Below are 24,039 nucleotides of genomic sequence, written 5' to 3' on the forward strand. Positions count from 1 at the left end.
AAAGCTGGCGCTTCGATCATCTATGATGATCGAAGCGCCAGCCTCAACTTCTTTATTCCGTTTCATCCAGCTGCTCAGTTTCTCCCGGTTGCTGCTTCACGCGGTAGATAGATACACGCAGCACTCGCAGCCGTTCGCTTTCCGCTACTTCAAAAGCATAGTCATCAACTACAATCTTCTTGCCTTTATCCGGATTGCCTTCCAGCTGCGTGAAGAGCCAGCCGCCGATTGTATCGACGTCCTCATCTTCAATATCCAAGTTAAACATATCGTTGATTTCTTCGATCAGCGTTCGACCGTCTACAGAGGTGACATCGCCTTTAACGACAATGTTTGGCTGCTGATTATCGAATTCATCATGAATTTCACCGACAATTTCCTCCAGAATACTCTCAGTTGTCAGCATCCCGGCAGTTCCGCCATACTCATCCACAACGATAGCCAGCTGTGAGTGCTTGCGCTGCATCAGCTTTAATACATGGCTAATTTCCATCGACTCCGGCACATTGAGAATCGGGCGGAGATATTTTTGGATGGATTGCTCCTCATCCGGATCGGATGTGAGCAAATCCGTAATATGCACAAATCCGATGAGCTGATCCTTATCCTCCACACAAACCGGATAGCGAGTATGTTTGGTGGCGTAAACGATCTTCATATTCTCCTCATAGGAATGCTCCGCATAGAGACAGTCCATGTCTGTCCTTGGCAGCATAACCTCGCGGGCAAGCCTGTCGCTGAATTCGAAAATATTATCAAACAGACGAAGCTCATCCTTATCGATAATGCCGCTCTTGGCGCTTTGATTCATCAGAATGCGAATTTCTTCCTCCGTATGTGCCGAATCATGCTCGCTGGCCGGCTGAACGCCAAACAATCGCAGTAAGCGGTTGGCTGATCCGTTGAGCAGCCAAATGACAGGCAGAAACATTTTGTAGAAGAAGAGCAGCGGCATCGAAAGCCATAAGGAAGTCGCTTCTGATTTCTGAATCGCCAGCGATTTAGGCGCGAGCTCTCCAAGTACGATGTGCAGAAAGGTAATGACGAGAAATCCGATAATGATCGAAACCGTATGTACGAGCGTCTCATCCGTTAAACCGAACTTGAAAAACAACGGTTCCACGATGAGATCAGAAATGGCCGGCTCCCCTACCCAGCCTAAACCAAGAGAAGCTAAAGTAATACCGAATTGCGTGGCTGACAAGTAAGCATCCAGCTTCTTGTTTACGGTCAGCGCATACTTCGCCCTCTTATGTCCTTCATTGGACAGCTGCGTCAACCTCGATGAACGAACCTTCACTAAGGAGAACTCCGCCGCTACGAAAAAACCGTTCAACAAAACAAGTATAAGGACTACACATAAATTCAACAGAATTCGGCCTGCTTCAAATTCATGCAAAGGCTTCGTCCGCTCCTCTCATCGGCATATCGCCGCTCTATCTATATTATAGGATGGCTTGACGAGTTCCAAAGTCGACATCCCGGTAATACATGTCTTTCACGAGCAGGTTCGGTCCGCAGCATGAAGCAGCCGGGCAATGACAATCAACGCTGCGTGCCAGCGGATGCGCAAGCCATCGGCCGAACAGATCGTCTAACCGATCTGAGCCAATGTTGCCGAACGCCGGAACATCGGAGAAATCGGTGACGAACACATCGCCTGTGAATAAATTTACGTTCAAACGATTGCGGCCATCCGGATCGTTACGCACCGTGACAAGCGGTGCTGCAGCCAATCTCGCAAGCAGCTCGCGGTCTTCCTTTTGTTCATTACAGTGGTAGAACGGCAAAGTGCCGAAGAGCATCCATACAGATGGGTCCCGGCTGTCCAGCAAGGAAGCAATGGCATCTCGCATCTGCTGCTTCGAAATAACCGGCAAATCCGCTGCAAATGCGCTAGGATACATCGGATGAACCTCATGACGCTTACAGCCCATTTCCAGAATCAGCTTGTGAATCTCCGGCATTTTATTGTAAGTCCGGAAATTAATCATCGATTCTGCCGAAACGAACAGTCCGCCGTCACTTAGTCGTCTTGCATTCTCAATCATGCGGTCATACATACGCGCTGCCGTTTCCTTCGAAACAGGATGCCCGCTTTTGGCAAAGCCTATTTGGTGAAAATCCTCGCTGCTCGTGTAGTTGAATGAAATGTGCATCACATCCAGGTAAGGCGCGATCTCCTCGTACCTGCCATAGTCCAATGTGACATTGGAGTTAATTTGTGAGGATATGCCTCTACCGCGCGCGTACTTCAGCAGCGGAATCATATACTCTCGCACTGCTTTCGCTGAGAACGTAGGTTCACCGCCGGTAATACTAATCGTCTTCAGATGTTCAACTTCATCTAATCTGCGCAATAACGTATCGAGCGGCAGCTTCGCAGGTTCTGCCAGCACTAATGTGTCGCCAACGGCACAATGCTCGCAGCGCATGTTGCATAAGTTGGATAGTGTCATCTCGACACTTGTCAGCACATGCTGACCATGCTCGCGCAAGGAAAGAATGGGATCCCACGGATCGTTCGCGGGCGTGAATAATAGCTTCGAATTTGGTTGTACAAAAGGTATAGCATTCTGCATTTGTTTCAGCACCTTACTTTGTCATGATATACGCACGCTCTTAAATAGCTTTCTTTTATTGTAATGTCCGAAGTCGCTCGTTGCAAACAGAATGGTGCAAAAAACGAAAAGGAGCCTGCTCGGCTCCCCGGACTACCATATTGGATTGGGCTGCTGGAGCCGTTCACTCCTGATCCTTAGTAAGCCTCAGCAAATGATTGATCCTCATTCACGCCTACAATCATCGTCGTCAATTGCTTGGATAGATCAACCTCGTAAGGCACCTTCAGCTCTTCGCCCTGCTCGTTGTTCAGAATTCGAACGACAGGCCTGTGCGGGCAAGAAGCATTGATATCTACAACGACGCCGCTCTCGCCGGAATGAAACTTTACGGTAATGCCAAGCGGGTAAATGGCTACTTTATCTCGGAACAGCTGAAGCATTCTCTGCTCGTATAATGTACCGGTACCGGCATATAGCGACTCTACCGCTTCATGGGGCAGCAGCGGATTACGGTAAATACGAGTTGTCGTCATCGCATCATAGGAATCGACGAGCCCAATCCACTTCGCATACTCGTGAATTTCATTGCCTTTAATGCCTCGCGGATAACCGCTCCCATCCAGCCGCTCATGATGCTGATAGGCGCAATGGGCAGCAAGCAATGGAATATTCGGCTCATCCTTCAACAGATAATAACCGCGTTCCGCATGCCGCTTCATTTCCTCATACTCATCTCTCGATAGCGAGCCTTGCTTCTTGAGAATATTCATGCTGATCTGCGTCTTGCCGATGTCATGCAGCATGGCACCGAGACCAAGCGTCATCAGCTCGTCCCTGGTGTAGCCATGCGCAATGCCCAGCAAAGTCGTGTAGACCGATACATTCAGCGAATGCTGGAACAAATAATCATCCACAATGCCCATGTTCATGAGCATAATCATAGCATCCTTCTGATCCGTCAAATCGTCGATAACCATCGTCATTATTTGTTTGAACGATTTCGCTATATATGGATAAGTAACGCCGGTCTTCCGATTAGGACGATCCATTAAATCTCGGAAATTCGTCCTAATCTCGCTAAGCGCCCTATGTCTTGTTTCTTCGCTTATAATATCGGGAATGACCAGATCGGCCGTTCTCGGATCTTGAATATAGACAAAATGAACCCCGCACTCGTAAAGGCGGGTAATCAATCTTGCCGATAATTCGACATTCTCGCCAAGTAGGACCAGTCCATCCTCGGAATATATCTTTTTAGCTAGTCTCATGCCCGGCCGGCACATCTGTGTGGGCAATAATCGCATCGTATCGACCCCTGCCTTGCATCTATTTTCCTAAATTTGTAGGCTAGGTAAGAAGAAATGCTATGCCGTACGGTGTCGGCGTGGTAAGTTTCTTCCCTGAAAATGCTAGTGAAGTATCGATCAAAATACCAATACTTTCTAGTATTTTAAAAAACCTCGTAATGTTACTGTAAGGGATTTGAGAAAAAAGAGCAATAACCGATTCGCCAAATATCGACATATTCGTGTTATTTTTCTTAGCTCATCACAAACAGCCAGAACAAAGCCGCCAATACAAAACGGTAAATAGCGAAATGCGTCAGTCTTACCTTCTGGATAAAGCGCAGGAACAAGACAATGACAAGCCAAGCAACAACAAAGGAGACGAGGAACCCTACAATAAAGAACATCAAATTGTCGCCTTCAATATACTTGTAGTTGTCGAGCATTTCATAGCCGGTAGCCGCCACCATGATAGGAATTGCCATTAGGAACGAGAAATCTGCTGCAGCTTTATAGCTAGTCCCTGTCAGCATACCGCCGGCAATTGTAGAGCCCGAACGGGAGAAACCCGGCCAAAGCGACAAACATTGCAGCAAGCCGATACCGAAAGCCTGCTTGTACGAAATATCGTCCATCGTTTCGGATACCACTTTTATTCGACGAGTCTTCTGCAGCCGCTCGGCAGCGATCATATAGATCCCGCCGACCACGAGGGAAAATAAGACCGGTGTCTGATTGAAGCCCTCACCTTTGATAATATCCTTCAGCAGAAAAGCAAGCAGCATCGCAGGCACGATACCGAGCGCAACATGGATCAAGTTCAATTTGCGCGCTTTACGTCTTCCCGAAGAAAGCGTGCCTAGCGATTGCGCTTTGCGCGACAGACCAAACAGATCCAGAATACGATCCCAATAAACAATGGCCATCGCTAATATAGCACCCAGCTGGATGACAATTTCAAACGTAACAATTGCCTGATCATCCGATGCAATCCCAAGCAGCTTGTTCGTCAAAATCATATGCCCCGACGATGATACGGGCAGAAATTCGGTTAAGCCTTCTACAATACCTAAAATAATCGCGTGAATAATGTCTCCCATTTGATCCTCCTAAGGCGTTTCTGCAGTAACGCTTCTTCGTAATCGTTAACTTGGCGTTTCATTGTCGTTGCATCAGTCTACAATCCAACGCTGCCGATAGCTCTCGGCAATCGCGGCTTTATCGAGCAGCTCATGCTCCAGCACATCGCGTATAAATTCAGGCAAATAATACGTAACGTCGGTGCCGTATTTGATTTTCTCATAACCGACTCCAAAGGTAAACATATCGATCGTCCCAACAATATAGACCCCCTCGTCCCGTAACGGTTGACCATTAACTACGATGGACGAGATTCTGTTGTAGTTCGCTCGCTCCGGCGAATAGTGGATTTCGAGTCCGTCGACGGCTAGCGTACCGAGGACCAGACCCCGGAAACCGAACCCGCGGATCGGTTTATCCACGAATTCGCGTTGAAGCGCTTCTTCAAGCGACAAGCGAATTTCAGTGCCGGTTAATTTCATCCGGCATGGATTTATCGGTGATGGGCAGAGGGCATGAAGATCGCCTGCCGTCACTTCTCCTGCGGCGAGGCCGCTGAGCAGCTGCCCCGTATTGACGATGCCAATCTCGGCATCGGCTTTGCGGCGCAGTCCGGCGGCAAGCAAATTGCTGAGCGATGTTTCATGCTCGCTGCTTGCAGTCATTGGTTGTTCCAGCACAGTAATGACTCGGCTGAGACGTTGACGGCTGTCCGCTTGAAAGCCGCTGATTAGCGCTGCCGCCTCAGGCTGCTCTCTCCGCGCCTCCATCGGTACAACCTTCGCGTGGATAATCGGACGATTCGTTGCAGCCTCCATCCTAATCTCCACATGCCCCAAATATTCGCCGAATTTGCCTGCCGCGCAAAGTGAAGTCTTCCCAATCACTTCCGGCACTTCAAATAAATGATGCGTGTGGCCGCCCAAGATAAGGTCGATGCCTGCAATTTCAGCAGCCATTTGACGATCCAATGTAATGCCGACATGCGACATGACCACTAATACATCCACCTGAGGCCGCAGCACTGTAACTTGCTCCGAAACTGCTTGTAATGGATTAGTGGCATTCCAGCCCAGAAGCTTATAAAACTCAGAGAAAGCAGCCGTCACGCCAATTAGACCGATGCGCAGCTTTCCCTTACGAATAATCGTGTTCGGAAGCAGCCAGGAAGGACGATTACCATCCTCTAACTGATAGAAATTGGCGCAAACCGTCTTGAAGGATGCTCGCGTTGCGTAAGCTTCAGCCAGCTGCTCCGGTGTAAAAGTCAGCCCTTCGTTGTTGCCAATCGTTACAACCTCATAGCCTGCCGCATTCATTAAATCAATGTTAGCCAGGCCGTCGCTTGCTTCCGTTTCCACACGCATGCGATCCATATGATCGCCGATATCCAGGGTCAATACATGCTCAGCCCCGTATACTTGCCGTGTCTCCTCGATGTATGCAGCCATCTTTGCTGCTTGCTCCAAACGACTGTGAATGTCATTACTATGTAGTAAAACGACATCCGGCGCATCCGTTGCCATATCTTTCATGCTTGCCTCCCGGTTGCAAGGACTACCGCTTTAAACGCATCTCTTCCGCTGAGAAGGTTTGCTTGAAGCCGTAGGATACTTCCCCGCGTTTCTCTTCGTCATGGATGAACTTGCATACGACAACGCTTTTTACATTTAAGCATTCGCTTGAACCATGCGGCACATACAGTCGAATCGGTCCGCCTTTAGGCAGCGGCGCTCCATCGATGGCATATTGCACTGCAGCTTCCTTTAGCTGCTCCCACGGAATAAGAGCCTCGAAGGTATCGACGGCTTCTACTTTCATATGAGTAGGCAGCGGGGCATCAGCAGCGATCCCTTGCCTGCTGCGCCAGGCTTCGAACCATGCTCCGAAATCGAATGCTTCTCCGGCTCCGCCGGCGATCCGATTGGATAAGTGGAAGCTCGCGCCCGCCAGTTTGGCCATTTCATCTGCTGTCATGCTAACTGGCTCTTGTCCTGTATAAGCGATTAAAATCGAAGTGTTTCCCGATTGAACGGTCATGCCAATCCCTCTCTTTTCCCCGAAAAAAATATTATCCGCCGATCTGAGACATCCGTCTTCCCGTAGGCTCATGGCTTTGCGCTTCATTCGAAAGCTTCGCGGCCATTTCATGATTAAGCGGTTTAATCGACATCGCTTTGCTAAACAGCTCCACCATCTTCTCCGCGTCGCCAAGGGCAGGCTTCACATTTAATTCATCTACCCAATATAAGCAAGGATGAATATGGCCGTCGGCAGTCAACCGAAGTCGATTGCAGCGCGAGCAAAACTGATCACTAACAGGATGGATCAGCCCGAAGGAGCCTTTGCCGCCTTCAATCCGGTAATCATCGGATGGCCCATTCCCCTGCACATCGTGAATCTGGGAAATATTCAAGCCATTCTCTTGTGCGATCTCCAGAACGCGCGTAAGGGGCAAATAATGATTTCTCCAATTGTCATCGGCATGTCCGATAGGCATATATTCAATAAATCGCACATGAAGCGGTTGATCATGGGCCATTCTTAGAAATGCAGCGATCTCATCTTCATTGACGCCTTTAAGCAGCACGCAATTAAGCTTGATCGGAGCAAAACCGACTTGAGCCGCCACCTCTATGCCTTTCAACACTCGCTTCAAATCGCCGCGCCTTGCAATGAATTGAAAACGAGCGGGATCGAGCGTGTCCAAACTGATATTCACACGATTCACGCCGGCCTCGCGAAGCGCCTCTGCTTGATCAGCCAGCAGCACGCCATTCGTTGTCATCGAGATATCTTTAATACCCGGAATGGCTGCAAGCTGACGCACTAAATCTGCAAGACCCGGGCGGACGAGGGGCTCTCCACCGGTAATTCGCAGCTTGGAAATGCCCAAGCTTGCGCCAGCGCGCACGACCTCTGTGATTTGATCATAACTAAGCAAGTTTTCCGCAGGCTCGAACTGTACGCCTTCCTCAGGCATGCAGTACAGGCAGCGCAAATTGCAACGATCCGTAACGGATATGCGCAAATAATCATGAACGCGTCCAAATCGATCTGTTAATGCGGTCATTCACCGCGCACCTCCTCGGTACTCCAAACTCTGCCTCTAGCATAACATTTTTGGACTCATTATGGTATGCTATGGAGACCATTAACATTACGATAGCGAGAGGTTAAACACATGTCTGTAAAATGGAATATCCATCTATTTGCCGGTTTGTCCGAACGTTTTGGAGCGAGTCTAATCACGCTTGAGCTGGATCAAACCGAACTCTCCGTGCACCAATTAAAGCAGGAGCTGATCACTCGCTACCCTGCTGATGCTTCGTTAATTACGATTTCTTTCATGGCCTGCAATCAGACCTATGCCGCGGATGAGCAGCTTATACAGGCAAATGATGAGCTTGCGTTGCTCCCTCCTGTATCAGGCGGCGAAACGGAGCAAGCTGCAATCGGCACTGATGCAGCGCAAGTTAGCCGCTTTGCTGTGACCGACCAACCGTTGTCCGTAGAAGCAATTACAGCTATGGTTATCGTTCCGAACAACGGTGCTGCCCTTACGTTCACCGGCACAACTCGGGAATGGACGCATGGCGCACGAACCGTACGTCTGGAATATGAAGCGTACGTCCCCATGGCTGTTAAGACCTTGGAACAAATCGGCGATGAAATCGAAGCTCGCTGGCCCGGGGCCATTGTCGCAATCGCGCACCGGATCGGTGTCGTTGAAATCGCTGAAATTAGCGTCGTCATTGCCGTCTCTGCCCCACATCGAGGCGACTGTTACGAAGCAAGCCGTTACGCCATCGAGCGACTGAAACAGATCGTTCCGATATGGAAACGCGAGATTTGGGAAGACGGTTCGGAATGGAAAGGCCATCAGCTAGGTCCTTGGAACCCCGTCACGCCACTGTAAGAGGTTTTTTCTAGCTTTAAAGTAAGAATTTAGGTAATCAAAATAGGGTATATAGCACTGTTTTTTTTGCGCTCTCATTGCCAATTCTGCATTTTATTGCTACCATGGTCTTATCATTGCTTAGCCTAATTGATAAGTCATTCGAGGTGAATGTATGCGGATCCATGTGACGGAGCTTAGAGACGGAGATAAATTAAGTAACGATACATTCAACGGCTACGGATTACATGTACTCTCTAAAGGTACTGAATTATTTGCCAGAGAAATTTCGAAGCTGTTTCAGCATCAAATTGAATATGTCGATATCATCTCAAGGATACAAGAGGAATCGGCTAGAACGATAGAATCAGGAATCAACCCCAAGTGGATACCTACTGTACAGCCCATCTACCAGGATGCTGTAAACGGTTACGAACAGTTGTTTCTTGAGGCGATGCAGAACGGTAAAATTTTCGAGGATGACGTTATACATACCTTTCAGCCGTTAGTGGACAATTTCAGAATGGAACGCGACGTCGTATCCATGCTGCTTCTGCTTAATACTAAGGATGATTACACCTATCAGCATTCCGTTCAAGTTGGAATGCTTTCTTACTACTTATCCTCTTGGCTCGGCTATTCCGAGAAAGAAGCGGTTAAGGTCGGACAAGCCGGATTCCTCCATGATATCGGCAAATGCCAGATCACAGACGGAATCCTGAATAAACCGGGGAAACTCTCTGATGACGAGTTTGAATCGATTAAGAAACATACGATCTACGGGCATCAAATCATTCGAGATTCGTTCGGCGAATCGCTTGCCGCAACGGTAGCTTTGCAGCATCACGAGCGAATTGACGGCACAGGTTATCCGAATCGATTAAAGGGCGATGATCTCCATCCCGTCTCCAAAATCGTTGCTGTTGCCGATGTATACAGCGCGATGATCTCCTCGCGCGTGTACCAGAAGAAGCGCGATTTGCTCTTCGTGCTGAAGGAACTCTACCGGATGAGCTTCACCGAGCTGGATGCCTATACGACACATACCTTCATCAAACATATGATTCCGAATTTCATCGGTAAACAGGTAGAACTCGTATCCGGCGAGACAGGAACCATCATTATGACTCATCCTTCCGAATTTTTCCGTCCCTTGGTTCGCATTGAAGATCGCTTCGTCGATCTTACCGTCACCCGCAATCTTGAAGTTAAACAAGTCTACATGTAATTCATATAGGATCAAACAAAAAAAACTCCGAACCTCTTCAAGAGGATTCGGAGTTTTTATTTGCCATTTAACCCGTATTAACCGATCGAACCTTCCATCTCAAACTTGATGAGACGGTTCATTTCTACCGCATATTCCATCGGCAGCTCTTTCGTGAACGGCTCGATGAAGCCCATTACGATCATTTGCGTAGCTTCTGCTTCAGTAAGTCCGCGGCTCATCAAGTAGAACAGCTGATCCTCGGAAACTTTGGACACAGTCGCTTCATGCTCAAGCGTAATGTTGTCGTTCATGATTTCGTTGTACGGAATAGTATCCGACGTCGATTCATTATCCAAGATCAGCGTATCGCATTTGATATTAGCTTTGGAACCTTCGGAGTTACGGCCAAAGGAAGCCAATCCGCGGTATGTTACTTTACCGCCGTGTTTACTGATCGACTTGGAAACGATCGTCGAAGTCGTATCCGGCGCCAGGTGAGTCATTTTCGCGCCGGCATCTTGATGCTGGCCTTTACCTGCAACCGCGATTGAAAGTACCATGCCTTTAGCGCCACGGCCTTTAAGAACGACTGCAGGGTATTTCATGGTCAGCTTGGAGCCGATATTTCCGTCAACCCATTCCATTGTCGCGTTTTCTTCGGCAACGGCACGTTTCGTAACCAGGTTGTAGATATTCGGAGCCCAGTTCTGAATTGTCGTATAACGGCAGCGAGCGTTCTTGAGAACAAGAATTTCTACTACTGCGCTATGAAGCGAGTTCGTGCTGTAGATCGGTGCCGTACAGCCTTCAACGTAATGTACGAAGCTGTCTTCGTCCGCTACGATCAGTGTACGCTCGAATTGCCCCATGTTCTCGGAGTTGATACGGAAGTACGCTTGAAGCGGAATTTCGCATTTCACGCCTTTTGGAACATAGATGAAGCTGCCGCCGGACCATACCGCACTGTTCAGAGCTGCAAATTTGTTATCTGCCGGAGGAATGATCGTGCCGAAATATTGTCTGAAGATCTCCGGATATTCGCGAAGAGCTGTATCCGTATCCGTGAAGATAACACCTTGCTTCTCCAGATCTTCTTGCATGCTGTGGTAAACAACCTCGGATTCGTACTGGGCGGATACCCCTGCAAGGAACTTCTGCTCTGCTTCAGGAATACCGAGCTTATCGAAGGTTTCTTTGATTTCCGTAGGAACCTCTTCCCACGTTTTACCTTGCTTCTCGGAAGGACGAACATAGTACTGGATATCGTCGAAATCCAGATCATCCATGTTGCCGCCCCACTTAGGCATTGGCATTTTGTAAAACTGCTCCAGCGCCTTCAAACGGAACTCAAGCATCCATTCCGGCTCGTTCTTGATTTCCGAAATCGTACGAACGATTTCAGGGGTTAGCCCTTTACCGGATTGGAAAATCGCTTTATGTTCATCGCGAAAGCCATATTTATAATCTTCTAAATCAGGCATTTCTTTAGCCATCGTAATAGCCTCCTACCATACGCGGTAACCGCGCTTTATTGTTTCTGATGTTCAATTCCTTTACGCAGGGCATTCCATGAGAGCGTTGCGCACTTAATACGAGCAGGGAATTTGCTGACGCCCGACAGAGCTTCGATATCTTCCAGCTCTTCAAACTCAGCCTCCCCGCCTTTGATAAAGGTCGAGAACCGCTCCGCGAGTGCAAGTGCTTCTTCCGTCGTTCTGCCTGTCACAGCTTCGGTCATCATCGATGCCGAGGACATGCTGATCGAGCAGCCTTCTCCGGTAAACTTCGCTTGCTTCACAATGCCGTCTTCCACTTGAAGCTGTAATGTGATGCGGTCGCCGCACGTTGGATTGTTCAGGTTAATCGTAAGCGAATCTTCGTCCAAGGTGCCGCGGTTACGCGGGTTTTTGTAATGATCCATAATGACACGGCGGTATAAATCATCCAATTCCATAACCGAAGAACTCCTTTGTCTGCTGGAGGCCGTCAACAAGCCTGTCAACGTCCTCTTCGGTATTGTATAGATAAAAGCTTGCTCTGGCTGTAGAAGAAACATTCAAATATCGCATCAACGGCTGGCAGCAATGGTGGCCTGCGCGAACCGCAATCCCCTTCGTATCAAGCACAGTTGCTACGTCATGGGGATGGACGTCATTCAAATTAAATGTGACTAGACCCGCACGATTATCGACAGGTCCGAATATCGATATGCCATCGATGGTGCTGAGACGCTCGTACGCGTAAGCAGCAAGCTTATGCTCGTGATTCTCGATTTCATCCAAACCGATTTCAGTTAGGAAATCAATCGCTGCGCCAAGTCCGACTGCACCGGCAATAATCGGTGTGCCGCCTTCAAACTTCCAAGGCAGCTCCTTCCACGTGGAATCATGCAGATCCACATGATCGATCATTTCACCGCCGAATTCGATCGGCTCCATCTCTTCAAGCAGCGCCTTCTTGCCATAGAGTGCACCAATACCTGTCGGCGCACACATTTTATGACCGGAGAACGCGTAGAAGTCACAATCCAGATCTCGTACATCAACCTTCATATGAGGCGTGCTTTGCGCGCCGTCGACGACCATCTTAGCGCCATGACGATGAGCAATAGCGGTGATTTCTTTGATTGGATTAATAACGCCGAGTACGTTCGACACATACATGATCGAGACGATTTTCGTCCGATCCGTAATAGTTGCTTCCGCATTTGCGAGCGTGATGGATCCGTCTTTCTCAAGCGGAATATATTTGAGCGTCGCGCCGGTTGCTTTCGCCACCTGCTGCCAAGGAATCAGATTGGAGTGATGCTCCATTTGCGTGATGACAATTTCATCGCCTTCGCCGCAAACGGCTCTGGCATAGCTCGAGGCTACTAAATTAAGGGCCGTAGTCGTACCGCGGGTGAAAATAATTTCCTGTGTACTTGCCGCATTCAGAAACGCCGCAACCTTCTCGCGTGCGCCTTCGTATGCGTCTGTAGCGCGGGAGCCGAGTGTATGAACGCCGCGGTGTACATTGGCGTTGTCCATCTCATAATACCGGCTTACAGCATCAATAACAGAACGCGGCTTCTGTGAAGTCGCCGCACTGTCCAAGTAAACAAGCGGATGGCCGTTTATTTGTTGATGAAGGATCGGAAATTGCTCTCTGATCGCTTTTACATTCATCCTTCCAGCTTCCTTTCCAGCAGACGCTGGAGCTGTTCTCTGACCGCATCAATCGGAATCTCCGAAACGACAGGGGCCAAGAAACCATGAATGATCAAACGCTCCGCATCTTTCTTCGAAATACCGCGGGACATCAAGTAGTACACCTGCTCCGGATTCACTTGTCCGACGCTCGCCGCATGACCGGCTTTAACATCGTCTTCGTCAATCAGCAGAATCGGGTTCGCATCGCCGCGCGCTTTCGGGCTTAGCATCAGTACTTTCTCTTGCTGCACGCCGTTAGACTTTGTTGCACCCTTCTCGATCTTCGTAATGCCGTTGATGATGGCTGTCGCTGAATCCTTCATCACGGCACGAGTAACCATGTTACTCTCCGTATTGCGTCCGAAATGAACCGCTCCGGTAGTCAGGCTCATCTGTTGCGAGTTTGTACCAATGCTGATCACTTTAGCGTCGGAATTCGAACCATTGCCTTTAAGCAGCGATTGCGTGTCCGAAAGCGTGTGGCCGTCATGCAGATCACCGATGACCCACTCGATATTGCCGTCATTCTCAACAACGGCACGGCGAATCGTCAAGTCGATTACATTCGCAGACATATGATGAACCGTAGCGTAACGAACATGCGCGCCGGGCTTCACGATTACTTCAACAATGGATTGTTTGGCAATAGATTCTGCGCTTTCACCGTATGCGCTAACTACGTTATCTACATAAGTTACACGGCTATGGCTGTCAGCTACTACAAGAACACGCGGAGCAAAAGTTGCACTTGCATCTTCACTGAAGAACAGGGCTTGCAAAGGAAGCTCGACTTCAACGTTCTTTGGAACGTATAGGAAAACGCCGCCGTTCCAAATCGCGGATTGAAGGGCCGTCAGCTTATTCTCATCCTGCGGGACAACACTATACAGATATTGTTGAACCAAGCTGCTGTGTTCACGTGCTGCTGTTTCAAGATCCGTGAAAATTACGCCTTTAGCAGCAAGCTCTGCCGACAGCTGTTGAAGCACGCTTGTGCTGTTGCGCTGAACAACCAGTCCGGCTTGTGCACCTGCGACCAATTCTCCGATAGAGCCCGGAAGCTCGCTTACAGAGGCAATGGCAGCTTGCGATTTATGGTTACCGATCGCCGCTAGATTCCAACGGCTGATGCGGACTTTTTCTGGAGTTGGCCATTCCAGCGTTTCAGCCAGTTCAGCACCTTTAATTCTTGATTCCTCAAGCCATGCCGGCTCGCCTTTGCTTTTCGATAAAGCAGAAACAGTCTGGCGGTTAACCGGAGTTGATAATTGTGTACTCATTTCACTTGCTCCTCCTCCGATTAAACCTGTCCGACGGTTTCGTCTACGATGCCAAGTTCTTCTTTAACCCAGTCATAGCCTTCGTTTTCCAGACGCTCAGCAAGCTCAGGGCCACCGGATTTAACGATACGGCCTTGCATCATAACGTGAACGAAGTCAGGCGTAATGTAGTTGAGAAGACGTTGGTAGTGAGTGATGATCAAGAAGCCGCGCTCTTCGGAACGCATGGTGTTCACGCCGTTAGCTACGATTTTGAGAGCATCGATATCCAAACCGGAGTCGATTTCGTCAAGAACGACGATTTTCGGATCCAGCATCATCATTTGCAAAATTTCGTTCCGTTTCTTCTCCCCGCCGGAGAAGCCTTCGTTCAGGTAACGGTGCATGAATTCCGGATTCATTTCAAGCTCTTTCATCTTGCCTTCCATTTGGCGGATGAATTTAATCAGAGAGATTTCTTTCCCCTCTTCACGGCGTGCGTTAATCGCGCTGCGAAGGAAGTCGGAGTTTGTTACGCCACTGATTTCGCTTGGATATTGCATAGCAAGGAACAAACCTGCGCGTGCGCGCTCATCTACGCCCATTTCCAAAAGGTTCTCGCCGTTCAATTCAACTGCGCCTTCTGTCACTTCATATTTAGGATGACCCATGAGAGCCGAAGCCAGCGTACTTTTACCTGTACCGTTCGGACCCATGATGGCATGAACTTCTCCACCTTTTATTTCAAGGTTGATGCCCTTCAATATTTCTTTGCCTTCGATGGCTGCTTTTAGACCATCGATTTTGAATTGTGTTGCCATGGTAAACTGCTCCCTCCAGATGGTTCGGACGTTTCTGTACAAAACGAGATTGCCTGCTCTAGGACGGCGTAACTGTTTTGCACTTATTGAAACAATTCCTCTTTTAGAATTATTCTAAATTGATTCTCAGTGATTCTCAATTATATTTTAGTATAGTTTTCAACTTAAATCAATGTTACTGCGCCTATAACCTAGCCTAGCTTGTACCCGATAGTCCCAGTGCTTCATGAATTTGACTTATTCTCTGATTAAATTCGGCATCCGTCAATACCGGCTGTGCCTCGATGGCTGACAGTTCATCCGGAAGATTCACCCAAGATTTACAACCCGTGTATTGATCCTGCATAGGCAGTGTAAGCGGATTCGCAAGCTTACTTACACGAAGCAGTAATAGATGAAGCGGCTTGTTTCGTTTCCACTTCAACCTATCTTCGGCAAATGTTTCGGTCCAAATATGGAAACCCTCTAATTTGTTCAGCGTTTCCTGATCGAAGATCTCAATATCCTCGACTGCTTCTGCCGCAGCATGGATCTCGATCGTGGTCGCGCCGGGTTTCCATTCCTCCATAATTTGGCGAACGTCGTTCCGGAATGGCTCCTTCAAGAGCTCGGGTCTTTGATGCTCGAATGCAGGCATGAAGTAAAAACGAGGCGCCTTCAGCTGAAAATCTCTCGTTTCCTCCGCAATTCCACCCTTGCGCAGCACCATAATTTGTTTGCCTTCGGTCAATGCTTTTACCGCAACCGCCCATTCTTTGAGCGCGATCGGCTGCAATTGATCACTCTTAATCAACATATTTATCACCCTCGATCCTTAACAATTACATGTATTATAGCAAAGCAAGGTATTCCAACGCGAAAAAAATTTCGCTATACTATATTTATTTGGGCCATGCGAAACATCAACTACATTCCGGAGGTGGGCTATTGATGTCTACATATCATCCATTGAGTGAAGCAGAAGCTATTGAAATAGCGCGAACAGTTAAAGGTGTTTTTGAACCAGGTGCGGGGCTGATCAGCCGTGAAATCGGCGATGGCAATTTGAACTTAGTTTTTCATATCTCGGATCCGGCTACAAACCGCAGCATTATCATGAAACAGGCGCTGCCGTACGCTAAAGTTGTCGGTGAATCTTGGCCGCTTACCCTTGACCGTGCACGTATCGAGAGCGAAGCGCTCATTCTGGAAGGCCAGCTTGCTCCTGGGCTGGTACCGAATGTCTATCTGTATGACAAAGACCTCGCTCTTACGATCATGGAGGATCTAAGCGATCACGTCATTATGCGCCAAGGGCTCATGAACAGCGGTCGTTACCCGTTGTTCGCCGAGCATATCTCCACGTTCCTTGCACAGACGTTATTCTTCACTTCAGATCTCGGGCATAATCAGCAAGAGAAGAAGCTGCGCACCAGCAGCTTTATTAATCCGGAGCTGTGCAAAATAACGGAGGATCTTATCTTCGATCATCCTTATACGGATGCCGATACGAATAACTTCGATCCGGCCATTCGTGACGAAGCCCAAGCACTGTGGAACGACGGCAAGCTTCACCTGGAAGTTGCCCTGCTTCGCGAAAAATTCCTTACGCATTCGCAAGCGTTGCTGCACGGAGACTTGCACACGGGCAGTATCTTCATTACACCGGAATCCACGAAAGTCATCGACCCGGAATTCGCTTATTATGGACCAATGGGCTTTGATATCGGCGCCGTCATCGCGAACCTGCTTCTAAACTTCGCTTCCCGTGAAGGCTGGGATCAGACAACAGCAAAGCGCGAGGAGTACCAAGCCTACTTGCTGCAAACCGTAACGGACGTTTTGACGAAATTCGAAGCGAAATTCCTAGCCCTCTGGAACGAACAAGGTGTTGACCGCTTAGCTGCTTCTGCTCCAGGCTACAAGGAAAACTACATGCGGCGCTTGCTTCAAGATACAATCGGATTCGCAGGCTGCAAAATGGTTCGTCGCATTGTGGGTCTTGCCCATGTCGCCGATATCGATAAGATCCAAGATGCCGCCGTTCGGGAACGCGCACAGCGCCTAGCGCTTCGCATCGGCAAAACGCTAATCACGTCGAACCGCAGCTTTACTTCTATTAACCAGCTTATAGATGCCGTTCAAACAGCAAACGCAGCTGTTAAGGCATAACGAAAGGAAACGATCATTCTTATGGAATCTACGACCAATCAAGCTTTGCAATCCGTCATCTGGGTCGGAACTCAGCTTGACCTGCTCGATCAACGGCTGTTGCCGGAAGAAATTGTCTATCTGCCGCTAGTTACAACAGAAGATGTGTGGGAAGCCATCCGTCATCTTAAGGTTCGCGGTGCTCCTGCAATCGGCATCGCAGCCGCATATGGCGTTGTTCTTGGCAGCCGCGATGTAACAGAAGGAATCGCAGAATGGCTGCAAGTCGTGAAATCCTCTGCTGCTCATCTCGCGACATCGCGTCCGACAGCAGTAAACTTGTTCTGGGCGCTCGATCGTATGACAGCACGCGCAGAAGCGCTTGCCGCAAGCGGCGCGGACCTGTCCTCCTGCAAGGAGTCGCTGCTTCAAGAAGCAATTACGATTCAAAGCGAGGACGAAGAAACGAATCGCCTTATCGGTGAACACGCGCTAACGTTGTTCCAAGATGGTATGGGCGTCCTTACGCACTGTAATGCCGGCGGTCTCGCTACAGCCAAATACGGTACTGCACTGGCTCCTTTCTACCTAGCCCTGGAGCAAGGCATCAAGCTCCGGGTATTTGCAGATGAAACTCGCCCTGTTCTGCAAGGCGCGCGTCTTACTGCGTTCGAGCTTCAGCAAGCAGGCGTAGACGTTACCCTTATCTGCGATAACATGGCTGGTATGGTGATGAGCAAAGGCTGGATCGATGCCGTCATCGTCGGTACGGACCGTGTTGCGGCGAACGGCGACGTCGCGAACAAGATCGGCACATACAGCGTTGCTGTTCTCGCTAAAGCACATGGCATTCCGTTCTATGTGGCTTGCCCGTTGTCCACAATCGATTTGAATACGCCATCCGGCGCTGAAATTCCAATCGAGGAGCGTCATGAGAATGAGATTACCGAAGGCTTCGGCAAACGCACAGCCCCGGTCGGCGTGAAAGTCTACAATCCGGCATTCGACATTACGCCAAACGACTATGTAACGGCGATTATTACGGAGAAAGGCATCATTAAGCCTCCGTATAACGTCAACCTGAAGAAGCTGTTTCAAGCCGAATAATCTTTATTAACGACGAAAAAGGTTGCCTAGAGGTCAGCGTAAGCACGCTGCCCGAGGCAACCTTTCTTTTGTCATTGTTCATCTATACCATCAAGAGAAGCGCATCCGCGCCTTTCATGCCAACCGTTATCCCGAGCGCCTCCGCACCTTCCGTTATAGACTCCAGCGGCGCAGCCATCAGTTCTTCCAATGTCTTCACACCTACCGCACGGCCTGCAATGATGCCTCTATCTTTTAACCGTTCGTTCAGAAGTCCGACATCAAGCGCTCCACACATGATATAGCCTTTATCCGTCGTCACAGCAAGCAGTGTTGTTTTAGGCAGAAGCACCTCAACTCCAAGCGCCGTTGCGCCCCCTTCGAGCGTAATGGGAACCATTCGCATCATCCGAACCACCTCCTTCCACCCTCGCAGATCGCAGACAACCTCATGCACAATTACTTCTTCACTATATGCTTTCAGGTGGCGCGAAGTGTTAACGGAATGCCTATTGGACATTCTCCTTTTTCCGGTAAAATTGCTCTGGCAAACACTACATTTATTAATCCTTTAATGATATAGTTATAGTACTTTATGACGACATGGAGTGGCATAATGAACCTAACAGATAAACTTACAGCGAAACAGTCCTCCCACCTGTTTAATGTCGACATTCTCGTAGAAGGTGAAACCAACGCAATTGCAATGGAGCGGCTGTTACATGCTCTCAATCATTCGGGTTTTGCCGACTTCCGAATTCAATCCGGCATTGAATTGGGACGTCTCATTGAAGCATTGGAAACGATCCCCCCAAGCAAGCAGAAGGACAAAGAAACGAAGCCGCCAAGAAATGCATCCAAAACAGATCCAGCCGCCCCCGCCCCGCAGCCTGATGCACCGAAGCAAGCCGCTGCCGCTGTTCCGGCTGAGCTCGATTTAACTTTCGTAACGGACCGCATTAAAGCATGCATAGCTGAGAATCGCTTGATTCGATTAATGGTGAACAAGGGCTTTGGCGTGAAGCTGAACATCCCTTGCCGAATTATTAATCTGGATGAATCCTCGCAAATGTTAACGGTCTATCATGTCGATGAGAAGCAGGTGTATTCCTTTAAACTTTACGAAATAGACGAGTTTATATAAGAAAAAGGAGCCCCCCTCCGCGGAGAGCTCCTTTTTGCTTTATATGGCTTGTTTCAAAATATCGATGATCGCAGCGCCGCGCACCGGCGGACTCCATAAGAAACCCTGCATTTCATCGCAGCTATGCTCCTGCAGAAACCGCTTCTGCTCCTCCGTCTCTACCCCTTCGGCAATCACTTGTAAATTCAAGTTATGCGCCATCGCGATAATAGCCGCCACGATTGCGGCATCGCTCGGATCCTGCTGGATATCCCTAACGAACGAACGGTCAATCTTCAGCCTGCCGATCGGCAAGTTCTTGAGGTAGTGGAAGGAGCTATATCCCGTCCCGAAATCATCGATGCTAATCGTCACGCCGAGTTTCGTAAGCTCGAGCAAGCAGCGTGAGGCATGCGTGACATCCATCGTCATCGTTTCCGTGATTTCCAGATCGAGATAACTGGCATCGAGCCCTGTCTCGCGCAAAATGTCCGCTACTTTCTGATGCAGATTCTGCTGCATAAATTGGCGGATGGATAAATTGACGGAGACGGGAATTTGGCGAAGCCCGGCATCCTGCCACGCTTTATTTTGCCGGCATGCCTCTCGCAGCACCCAATCTCCGATCTGTACGATTAAACCATTCTCTTCGGCGAGCGGGATGAATTGTCCCGGCGGTACAAGCCCGCGTTCCGGATGCTCCCAACGCACGAGTGCTTCTACGCCGACCATTTCGCCGGTACCGAGGTGGTACTGCGGCTGATAATGGAGAACAAACTGCTCCTTCTGGAGCGCAATCTTCAAATCATGTTCAAGCGCCAGACGCTCTCGCGAGCTGTCATCCCATTCCTCGGAATAAAACAGATAATCGTTCTTACCGCTATCTTTCACTTTGGCCAGCGCCAGATCGGCCTTCTTCACAAGGAGACTGGCATCATCGTCTAGCACATGGTTAACGGCAATACCGATGCTCGCAGTGATATGAAGCGGAAAGCCTTGCAGCTCGAACGGTTCATCCAGCAGCAGCTTGAGCTCTTTCGCTTTCCGATCCAGCACCTGCTCGTCTCCGGCATGGGCATATAGAATCGCAAATTCATCGCCTTCCATGCGAGCCGCCGCATCCATATCTGTCAATCCGCGGGTTAGTCGCTCGGCTACTTGAAGCAGCAGCATATCGCCAAACTCTCGTCCGAAAGAGGCATTGATCAGCTTGAAGCGGTCAACATCCAGCTGGAAAATCGCCAGCTGTCCACCTTCGCTGCGGAACCTAGCATCCGTCAGCCGGTCATCCAAAAGCCGCATAAAGGAATGCCGGTTCGGCAAGCCTGTCATGTCGTCATAATTCGCCATATAACGGATACGTTCCTGGACTCGGTTGCGATCACTAACATCCTGGCTAATAATTAACACGCCGATGCAGCTGCCACTGCGCATAACGGGTGCTGTAATAATATTTAGTTTGAGCGTGTAGCCGATAGCATGCTTAATATCGATAGTCATATCCTTAAGATGGCCTTCGAGCATCTGCTCAAAAGCAGCTGAGGTAGCTTCTTGGTTAGATGAGTCAATCAGCGGAAAAAAAGACCGGCCAAGCAGCTCATCCGCTTCATAGCCAAGCAGTCTGCTTGATGCAGCGTTCATCTCCACAAAGTTCCCCTGCCGGTCAATGACAGCTAGAGCAATCGGACTATACGCAAGCAAAGATTCAACAATCGGCGTATGGATCGATTGAGCTTGATCATCGCGTTTGCGCGCGAAGTTCATTTGCATAAAACGGATTGCGATAAAGATTACGCCCGCCACTGCTACAATTTTCAGCCAAATCGCCCAGTCATCACGCCACACGCCGCCTATGAGTATGCCAACGAACGTACATAGGCATGCCATCCATAACGGACTGCGAACGCTTCCAAGTCGCCTTGATGGCTTGGGCCGAATCGGAGATGTCTCCGCCTTTACGAGCACACTTCATCTTCCTTCCATTCGACGGCATGATTCGTCACATTCGTTTATTATAAACGATTTTGGTCAAACCTGGATACAGCTTTTTCCTATATTTACTGGCTTCGTGCGTGATAGAGAAGGTCCGGAAGCGAACAAATGTCGAAATTCGGCGGAGATAGTGACGAGCGGATCTGGGAGCAATACGTTCGACGAGGCGAGATAAACTTGAGCGAAGAGTTGCTCTCAAAGCAACACTTTCGGCGAAAAGCGAATGAAGTCGATTAAGTGTGGCTCAGAAAGCAACACTTTCGGCAATAATGGAACGAGATCGAGTAAGTGTGGCTCTGGGAGCCATACCGTGCTAATGCACGGCGGGAATCAGTGAATGAAGCTCACCTAGAGGTCTACATGGACATCATATTGGCGAATCAAGCCAATGAAGCTCACCTGGAGGTCTACATGCGCACCAAATCGGTAAATGAAGCCGATCTAGCTCACCTAGAGGTCTACATGAGAGCTATACTAGCAGATTTTGTGCAATGAAAAGAGGCAACCTCAGCGCCCGGATGCCTTTACAGCATCCATACGCAAAAGTTGCCTCGCGATCCAGAACCTAGTAAACCAAATCTAGCTGCTCTTAGCTTTCCAGATGGAATAGGCAGCCACAGCCCAAGCCACGATAAAGGCAAGTCCGCCAAAAGGCGTGATGATGCCCAGCGGCTTAATGTTGGATAGACTGAGTGCATATAAGCTTCCGGAAAACAGGAAAATACCGATATGCATCAATCGAGCCGCCCAGCGGATGCCCTTGCCCTGTCCGATTCTTTCCGCGGCCAGCGCAATCAGGAATAGCCCGATGGCGTGGTACATATGATAGCGGACGCCGGTCTCAAATACATTCAGCATTTCATCGGTAAGCCGGTCTTTCAAGGCGTGAGCTCCGAATGCGCCGAACGCAACGGCGAGCAACGCATGGATCGCTCCGTAAGCGCCATATTTGTTAAACATCCCATTCTCCATCCTTTCCAATGGCTGTAAAATACGTTAAACTGTACGATAGCAAATGATTGATAAAGGAGATCTAGTCAATGAATGAAAACGGCAGCGGGAATGAGTTCCCGCAAGACGGTTTTACTCCAATACCGGCAGCTTATGAGGAACAGCCGCCCAAAACGCAATCCAAGCTTGGCATAGCTTCATTTATCATTGGACTCATCAGCATTATCGGCTTTATCGTCGCCATTATTCTTGCAACATCATTTATTATGAACCACAACTTTGCAGACAGCAACACTCTTCAGCAGGAAATTGAGGCGAATATGGCAGATATCGAAACTTACGCGCCAATTATAGGGGCCGGCTTGCTGATTATCTGCTCCATGGGAGCCAGCATTGTAGGGCTCATCCTGGGCATCGTCGGCGTTTGCGCCAAGAATAAACGTAAAGCCTTCTCTATTATTGGAATCGTTACAAACGGACTGCTTCCTGTCGGATTTATCGGCTTATTCCTGATCGGTCTTGCAATGGGCGGCTAACGGTTCGAACGCAGGTACTTGAAAAAGCAAAGAGGAAGAGCGCGATCGACGCGGCTCTTCCTCTTTTTTAATTTAACCCTCGAATGGCGGAACCTCATACCCGCTTCCGAACGGCGCATCGGGACGATGGAATTCTCCCATCAACGCGCGGCGGAGCGGTGTCGTTTGCTCAAGAAACGCCTTCGAGTTTTGCAGCCTGTCGGATGCTCTCACCCATGGCGGACTATAGATGTAGTGCATCGTATAGCGATCATAGTCGCCGTCATGCGCATAGGTGCGATGCCATACCGCATTATGGAATACCAGAACGGAGCCTGCCGGAGCACAAATGACGTGGCCGATCGAAACATCGCCCTTCTCCTTGCGCAGCGCATCCGGCATCGGAACCAGGCTGCGGTGACTGCCCGGGATAAGTTCCATATTCCCCATTCGAGGCTGCGTTTGATCGGTGAGAAGGAACGAAGCCCGCAGCTGCACCAACGGAATTTGCGGGAAGCTCAGCTTCTTGAAATCATAAGCGCCCGAGCCGTCCTGATGCCATCCGCCCATCCCGCCAAAGGCCGGCTGTTTCGTATTCCAACCGGACTGCATGATGAATCGGTCGCCGTACAGGCCTCTGATCTTCGGAAGCACTGCAGGGTGATCCATCAATTGCTCAAGAGCCGGCTCTGTCTCATAACCTCGCCCTACTTGACCGAAACCTTCCGTCCCTGCTGCTCTATGAACACGCTCCGAAGCTTCCAGGCATGCTTTCACCTCTTCTGCGTTCAGCACATCCGGAATGATAAAATATCCCCATGATTCAAATATAAAACGATCGATTTCTGTTAATTCGCCTGGTGACACTACCGGATTCAACATTGAGCTATCGCTCCTTCTGTAAGTTTAGAAATGGAATACTACTCTAACCAC

General features: G+C 49.2%; 23 protein-coding genes. 6 read left to right on the forward strand and 17 right to left on the reverse strand.

What is annotated here, in order from left to right; genetic code table 11:
• Positions 1–52: 52 nt before the first annotated feature.
• The 7 genes from AC6ESO_RS05750 to moaA all read right to left on the reverse strand — a co-directional run bounded on the left by AC6ESO_RS05750 (position 53) and on the right by moaA (position 8,003).
• Positions 53–1,399, reverse strand: coding sequence for a hemolysin family protein (locus AC6ESO_RS05750; protein ID WP_497090568.1), 1,347 nt, complete (start codon positions 1,397–1,399; stop codon positions 53–55).
• 46 nt (positions 1,400–1,445) lie between these two features.
• The gene (gene yfkAB / locus AC6ESO_RS05755; protein WP_497090569.1) at positions 1,446–2,582 is read right to left on the reverse strand and encodes a radical SAM/CxCxxxxC motif protein YfkAB; all 1,137 of its coding nucleotides are present in this window, start codon (positions 2,580–2,582) and stop codon (positions 1,446–1,448) included.
• A 176-nt stretch (positions 2,583–2,758) separates the two neighbouring features.
• A complete protein-coding gene (locus AC6ESO_RS05760; RefSeq protein WP_497090570.1) occupies positions 2,759–3,868 on the reverse strand; it encodes an HD-GYP domain-containing protein in 1,110 nt (369 codons plus the stop codon).
• Between the two features lie 236 nt (positions 3,869–4,104).
• Positions 4,105–4,950, reverse strand: coding sequence for an undecaprenyl-diphosphate phosphatase (locus AC6ESO_RS05765; RefSeq protein ID WP_494818508.1), 846 nt, complete (start codon positions 4,948–4,950; stop codon positions 4,105–4,107).
• A 72-nt stretch (positions 4,951–5,022) separates the two neighbouring features.
• Positions 5,023–6,465 (reverse strand): bifunctional metallophosphatase/5'-nucleotidase, encoded by a 1,443-nt coding sequence (locus AC6ESO_RS05770; RefSeq protein WP_497090571.1) that lies wholly within the window; start codon positions 6,463–6,465, stop codon positions 5,023–5,025.
• 22 nt (positions 6,466–6,487) lie between these two features.
• The gene (locus AC6ESO_RS05775; protein WP_497090572.1) at positions 6,488–6,970 is read right to left on the reverse strand and encodes a hypothetical protein; all 483 of its coding nucleotides are present in this window, start codon (positions 6,968–6,970) and stop codon (positions 6,488–6,490) included.
• A 31-nt stretch (positions 6,971–7,001) separates the two neighbouring features.
• Positions 7,002–8,003, reverse strand: a complete 1,002-nt coding sequence (gene moaA, locus AC6ESO_RS05780; protein WP_497090573.1) for a GTP 3',8-cyclase MoaA — start codon at positions 8,001–8,003, stop codon at positions 7,002–7,004.
• 111 nt (positions 8,004–8,114) lie between these two features.
• On the opposite strand from moaA, the gene AC6ESO_RS05785 reads away from it, so the two are divergent.
• Entirely contained in the window at positions 8,115–8,849 is a 735-nt protein-coding gene (locus tag AC6ESO_RS05785) for a molybdenum cofactor biosynthesis protein (protein ID WP_497090574.1), read from the forward strand.
• Between the two features lie 154 nt (positions 8,850–9,003).
• Positions 9,004–10,056: an HD-GYP domain-containing protein gene (locus AC6ESO_RS05790; protein ID WP_497090575.1), complete on the forward strand. Its 1,053-nt coding sequence runs from the start codon at positions 9,004–9,006 to the stop codon at positions 10,054–10,056.
• Positions 10,057–10,133: 77 nt separating this feature from the next.
• Here AC6ESO_RS05790 and sufB read toward each other — a convergent pair whose 3' ends face one another.
• The 6 genes from sufB to AC6ESO_RS05820 form a co-directional block, all read right to left on the reverse strand.
• Entirely contained in the window at positions 10,134–11,531 is a 1,398-nt protein-coding gene (gene sufB, locus AC6ESO_RS05795) for a Fe-S cluster assembly protein SufB (RefSeq protein ID WP_494818502.1), read from the reverse strand.
• Positions 11,532–11,566: 35 nt separating this feature from the next.
• The gene (gene sufU / locus AC6ESO_RS05800; protein ID WP_475781975.1) at positions 11,567–11,992 is read right to left on the reverse strand and encodes a Fe-S cluster assembly sulfur transfer protein SufU; all 426 of its coding nucleotides are present in this window, start codon (positions 11,990–11,992) and stop codon (positions 11,567–11,569) included.
• A complete protein-coding gene (locus tag AC6ESO_RS05805; RefSeq protein WP_497090576.1) occupies positions 11,979–13,205 on the reverse strand; it encodes a cysteine desulfurase in 1,227 nt (408 codons plus the stop codon). The genes sufU and AC6ESO_RS05805 overlap by 14 nt, the downstream gene beginning before the upstream one ends.
• The gene (gene sufD / locus AC6ESO_RS05810) at positions 13,202–14,509 is read right to left on the reverse strand and encodes a Fe-S cluster assembly protein SufD (protein ID WP_497090577.1); all 1,308 of its coding nucleotides are present in this window, start codon (positions 14,507–14,509) and stop codon (positions 13,202–13,204) included. The genes AC6ESO_RS05805 and sufD overlap by 4 nt, the downstream gene beginning before the upstream one ends.
• Before the next feature lie 20 nt (positions 14,510–14,529).
• A complete protein-coding gene (gene sufC / locus AC6ESO_RS05815) occupies positions 14,530–15,309 on the reverse strand; it encodes a Fe-S cluster assembly ATPase SufC (protein WP_494818499.1) in 780 nt (259 codons plus the stop codon).
• 196 nt (positions 15,310–15,505) lie between these two features.
• Complete coding sequence (locus AC6ESO_RS05820; RefSeq protein WP_497090578.1) at positions 15,506–16,105, reverse strand: DUF1802 family protein; 600 nt, start codon at positions 16,103–16,105, stop codon at positions 15,506–15,508.
• Between the two features lie 134 nt (positions 16,106–16,239).
• Here AC6ESO_RS05820 and mtnK point away from each other — a divergent pair, with 134 nt between their 5' ends.
• Together mtnK and mtnA are read left to right on the forward strand one after the other, a co-directional pair.
• Complete coding sequence (gene mtnK / locus AC6ESO_RS05825) at positions 16,240–17,460, forward strand: S-methyl-5-thioribose kinase (RefSeq protein WP_497090579.1); 1,221 nt, start codon at positions 16,240–16,242, stop codon at positions 17,458–17,460.
• A gap of 21 nt (positions 17,461–17,481) precedes the next feature.
• Positions 17,482–18,546: an S-methyl-5-thioribose-1-phosphate isomerase gene (gene mtnA, locus AC6ESO_RS05830; RefSeq protein WP_497090580.1), complete on the forward strand. Its 1,065-nt coding sequence runs from the start codon at positions 17,482–17,484 to the stop codon at positions 18,544–18,546.
• An 82-nt stretch (positions 18,547–18,628) separates the two neighbouring features.
• Here mtnA and AC6ESO_RS05835 read toward each other — a convergent pair whose 3' ends face one another.
• Complete coding sequence (locus AC6ESO_RS05835) at positions 18,629–18,934, reverse strand: YunC family protein (protein WP_475781982.1); 306 nt, start codon at positions 18,932–18,934, stop codon at positions 18,629–18,631.
• Between the two features lie 207 nt (positions 18,935–19,141).
• On the opposite strand from AC6ESO_RS05835, the gene AC6ESO_RS05840 reads away from it, so the two are divergent.
• On the forward strand, positions 19,142–19,669 hold the full coding sequence (locus AC6ESO_RS05840) for a hypothetical protein (protein ID WP_497090581.1): 528 nt from the start codon (positions 19,142–19,144) through the stop codon (positions 19,667–19,669).
• 39 nt (positions 19,670–19,708) lie between these two features.
• Here AC6ESO_RS05840 and AC6ESO_RS05845 read toward each other — a convergent pair whose 3' ends face one another.
• Positions 19,709–21,613 (reverse strand): putative bifunctional diguanylate cyclase/phosphodiesterase, encoded by a 1,905-nt coding sequence (locus AC6ESO_RS05845; RefSeq protein WP_497090582.1) that lies wholly within the window; start codon positions 21,611–21,613, stop codon positions 19,709–19,711.
• 606 nt (positions 21,614–22,219) lie between these two features.
• Entirely contained in the window at positions 22,220–22,600 is a 381-nt protein-coding gene (locus AC6ESO_RS05850; protein ID WP_494818493.1) for a DUF423 domain-containing protein, read from the reverse strand.
• An 80-nt stretch (positions 22,601–22,680) separates the two neighbouring features.
• Here AC6ESO_RS05850 and AC6ESO_RS05855 point away from each other — a divergent pair, with 80 nt between their 5' ends.
• Positions 22,681–23,127, forward strand: a complete 447-nt coding sequence (locus tag AC6ESO_RS05855; protein WP_497090583.1) for a hypothetical protein — start codon at positions 22,681–22,683, stop codon at positions 23,125–23,127.
• Positions 23,128–23,199: 72 nt separating this feature from the next.
• Here the strand turns inward: AC6ESO_RS05855 and AC6ESO_RS05860 are convergent, their stop codons facing one another.
• Positions 23,200–23,988 (reverse strand): phytanoyl-CoA dioxygenase family protein, encoded by a 789-nt coding sequence (locus AC6ESO_RS05860; protein WP_497090584.1) that lies wholly within the window; start codon positions 23,986–23,988, stop codon positions 23,200–23,202.
• Between the last annotated feature and the right edge of the window lie 51 nt (positions 23,989–24,039).

It is taken from the genome of Paenibacillus rhizoryzae (assembly GCF_059686995.1).

Coding starts and splice junctions, on each gene's coding strand:
- sufC (WP_494818499.1), bottom strand. CDS start 15,309: ATGGCAACACAATTCAAAATCGATGGTCTAAAAGCAGCCATCGAAGGC.
- AC6ESO_RS05850 (WP_494818493.1), bottom strand. CDS start 22,600: ATGTTTAACAAATATGGCGCTTACGGAGCGATCCATGCGTTGCTCGCC.
- AC6ESO_RS05860 (WP_497090584.1), bottom strand. CDS start 23,988: ATGTTGAATCCGGTAGTGTCACCAGGCGAATTAACAGAAATCGATCGT.
- AC6ESO_RS05820 (WP_497090578.1), bottom strand. CDS start 16,105: ATGTTGATTAAGAGTGATCAATTGCAGCCGATCGCGCTCAAAGAATGG.
- yfkAB (WP_497090569.1), bottom strand. CDS start 2,582: ATGCAGAATGCTATACCTTTTGTACAACCAAATTCGAAGCTATTATTC.
- mtnA (WP_497090580.1), top strand. CDS start 17,482: ATGGAATCTACGACCAATCAAGCTTTGCAATCCGTCATCTGGGTCGGA.
- mtnK (WP_497090579.1), top strand. CDS start 16,240: ATGTCTACATATCATCCATTGAGTGAAGCAGAAGCTATTGAAATAGCG.
- sufD (WP_497090577.1), bottom strand. CDS start 14,509: ATGAGTACACAATTATCAACTCCGGTTAACCGCCAGACTGTTTCTGCT.
- AC6ESO_RS05840 (WP_497090581.1), top strand. CDS start 19,142: ATGAACCTAACAGATAAACTTACAGCGAAACAGTCCTCCCACCTGTTT.
- AC6ESO_RS05835 (WP_475781982.1), bottom strand. CDS start 18,934: ATGATGCGAATGGTTCCCATTACGCTCGAAGGGGGCGCAACGGCGCTT.
- AC6ESO_RS05760 (WP_497090570.1), bottom strand. CDS start 3,868: ATGCGATTATTGCCCACACAGATGTGCCGGCCGGGCATGAGACTAGCT.
- AC6ESO_RS05805 (WP_497090576.1), bottom strand. CDS start 13,205: ATGAATGTAAAAGCGATCAGAGAGCAATTTCCGATCCTTCATCAACAA.
- AC6ESO_RS05790 (WP_497090575.1), top strand. CDS start 9,004: ATGCGGATCCATGTGACGGAGCTTAGAGACGGAGATAAATTAAGTAAC.
- AC6ESO_RS05855 (WP_497090583.1), top strand. CDS start 22,681: ATGAATGAAAACGGCAGCGGGAATGAGTTCCCGCAAGACGGTTTTACT.
- sufB (WP_494818502.1), bottom strand. CDS start 11,531: ATGGCTAAAGAAATGCCTGATTTAGAAGATTATAAATATGGCTTTCGC.
- AC6ESO_RS05785 (WP_497090574.1), top strand. CDS start 8,115: ATGTCTGTAAAATGGAATATCCATCTATTTGCCGGTTTGTCCGAACGT.
- AC6ESO_RS05765 (WP_494818508.1), bottom strand. CDS start 4,950: ATGGGAGACATTATTCACGCGATTATTTTAGGTATTGTAGAAGGCTTA.
- moaA (WP_497090573.1), bottom strand. CDS start 8,003: ATGACCGCATTAACAGATCGATTTGGACGCGTTCATGATTATTTGCGC.
- AC6ESO_RS05770 (WP_497090571.1), bottom strand. CDS start 6,465: ATGAAAGATATGGCAACGGATGCGCCGGATGTCGTTTTACTACATAGT.
- AC6ESO_RS05775 (WP_497090572.1), bottom strand. CDS start 6,970: ATGACCGTTCAATCGGGAAACACTTCGATTTTAATCGCTTATACAGGA.
- sufU (WP_475781975.1), bottom strand. CDS start 11,992: ATGGAATTGGATGATTTATACCGCCGTGTCATTATGGATCATTACAAA.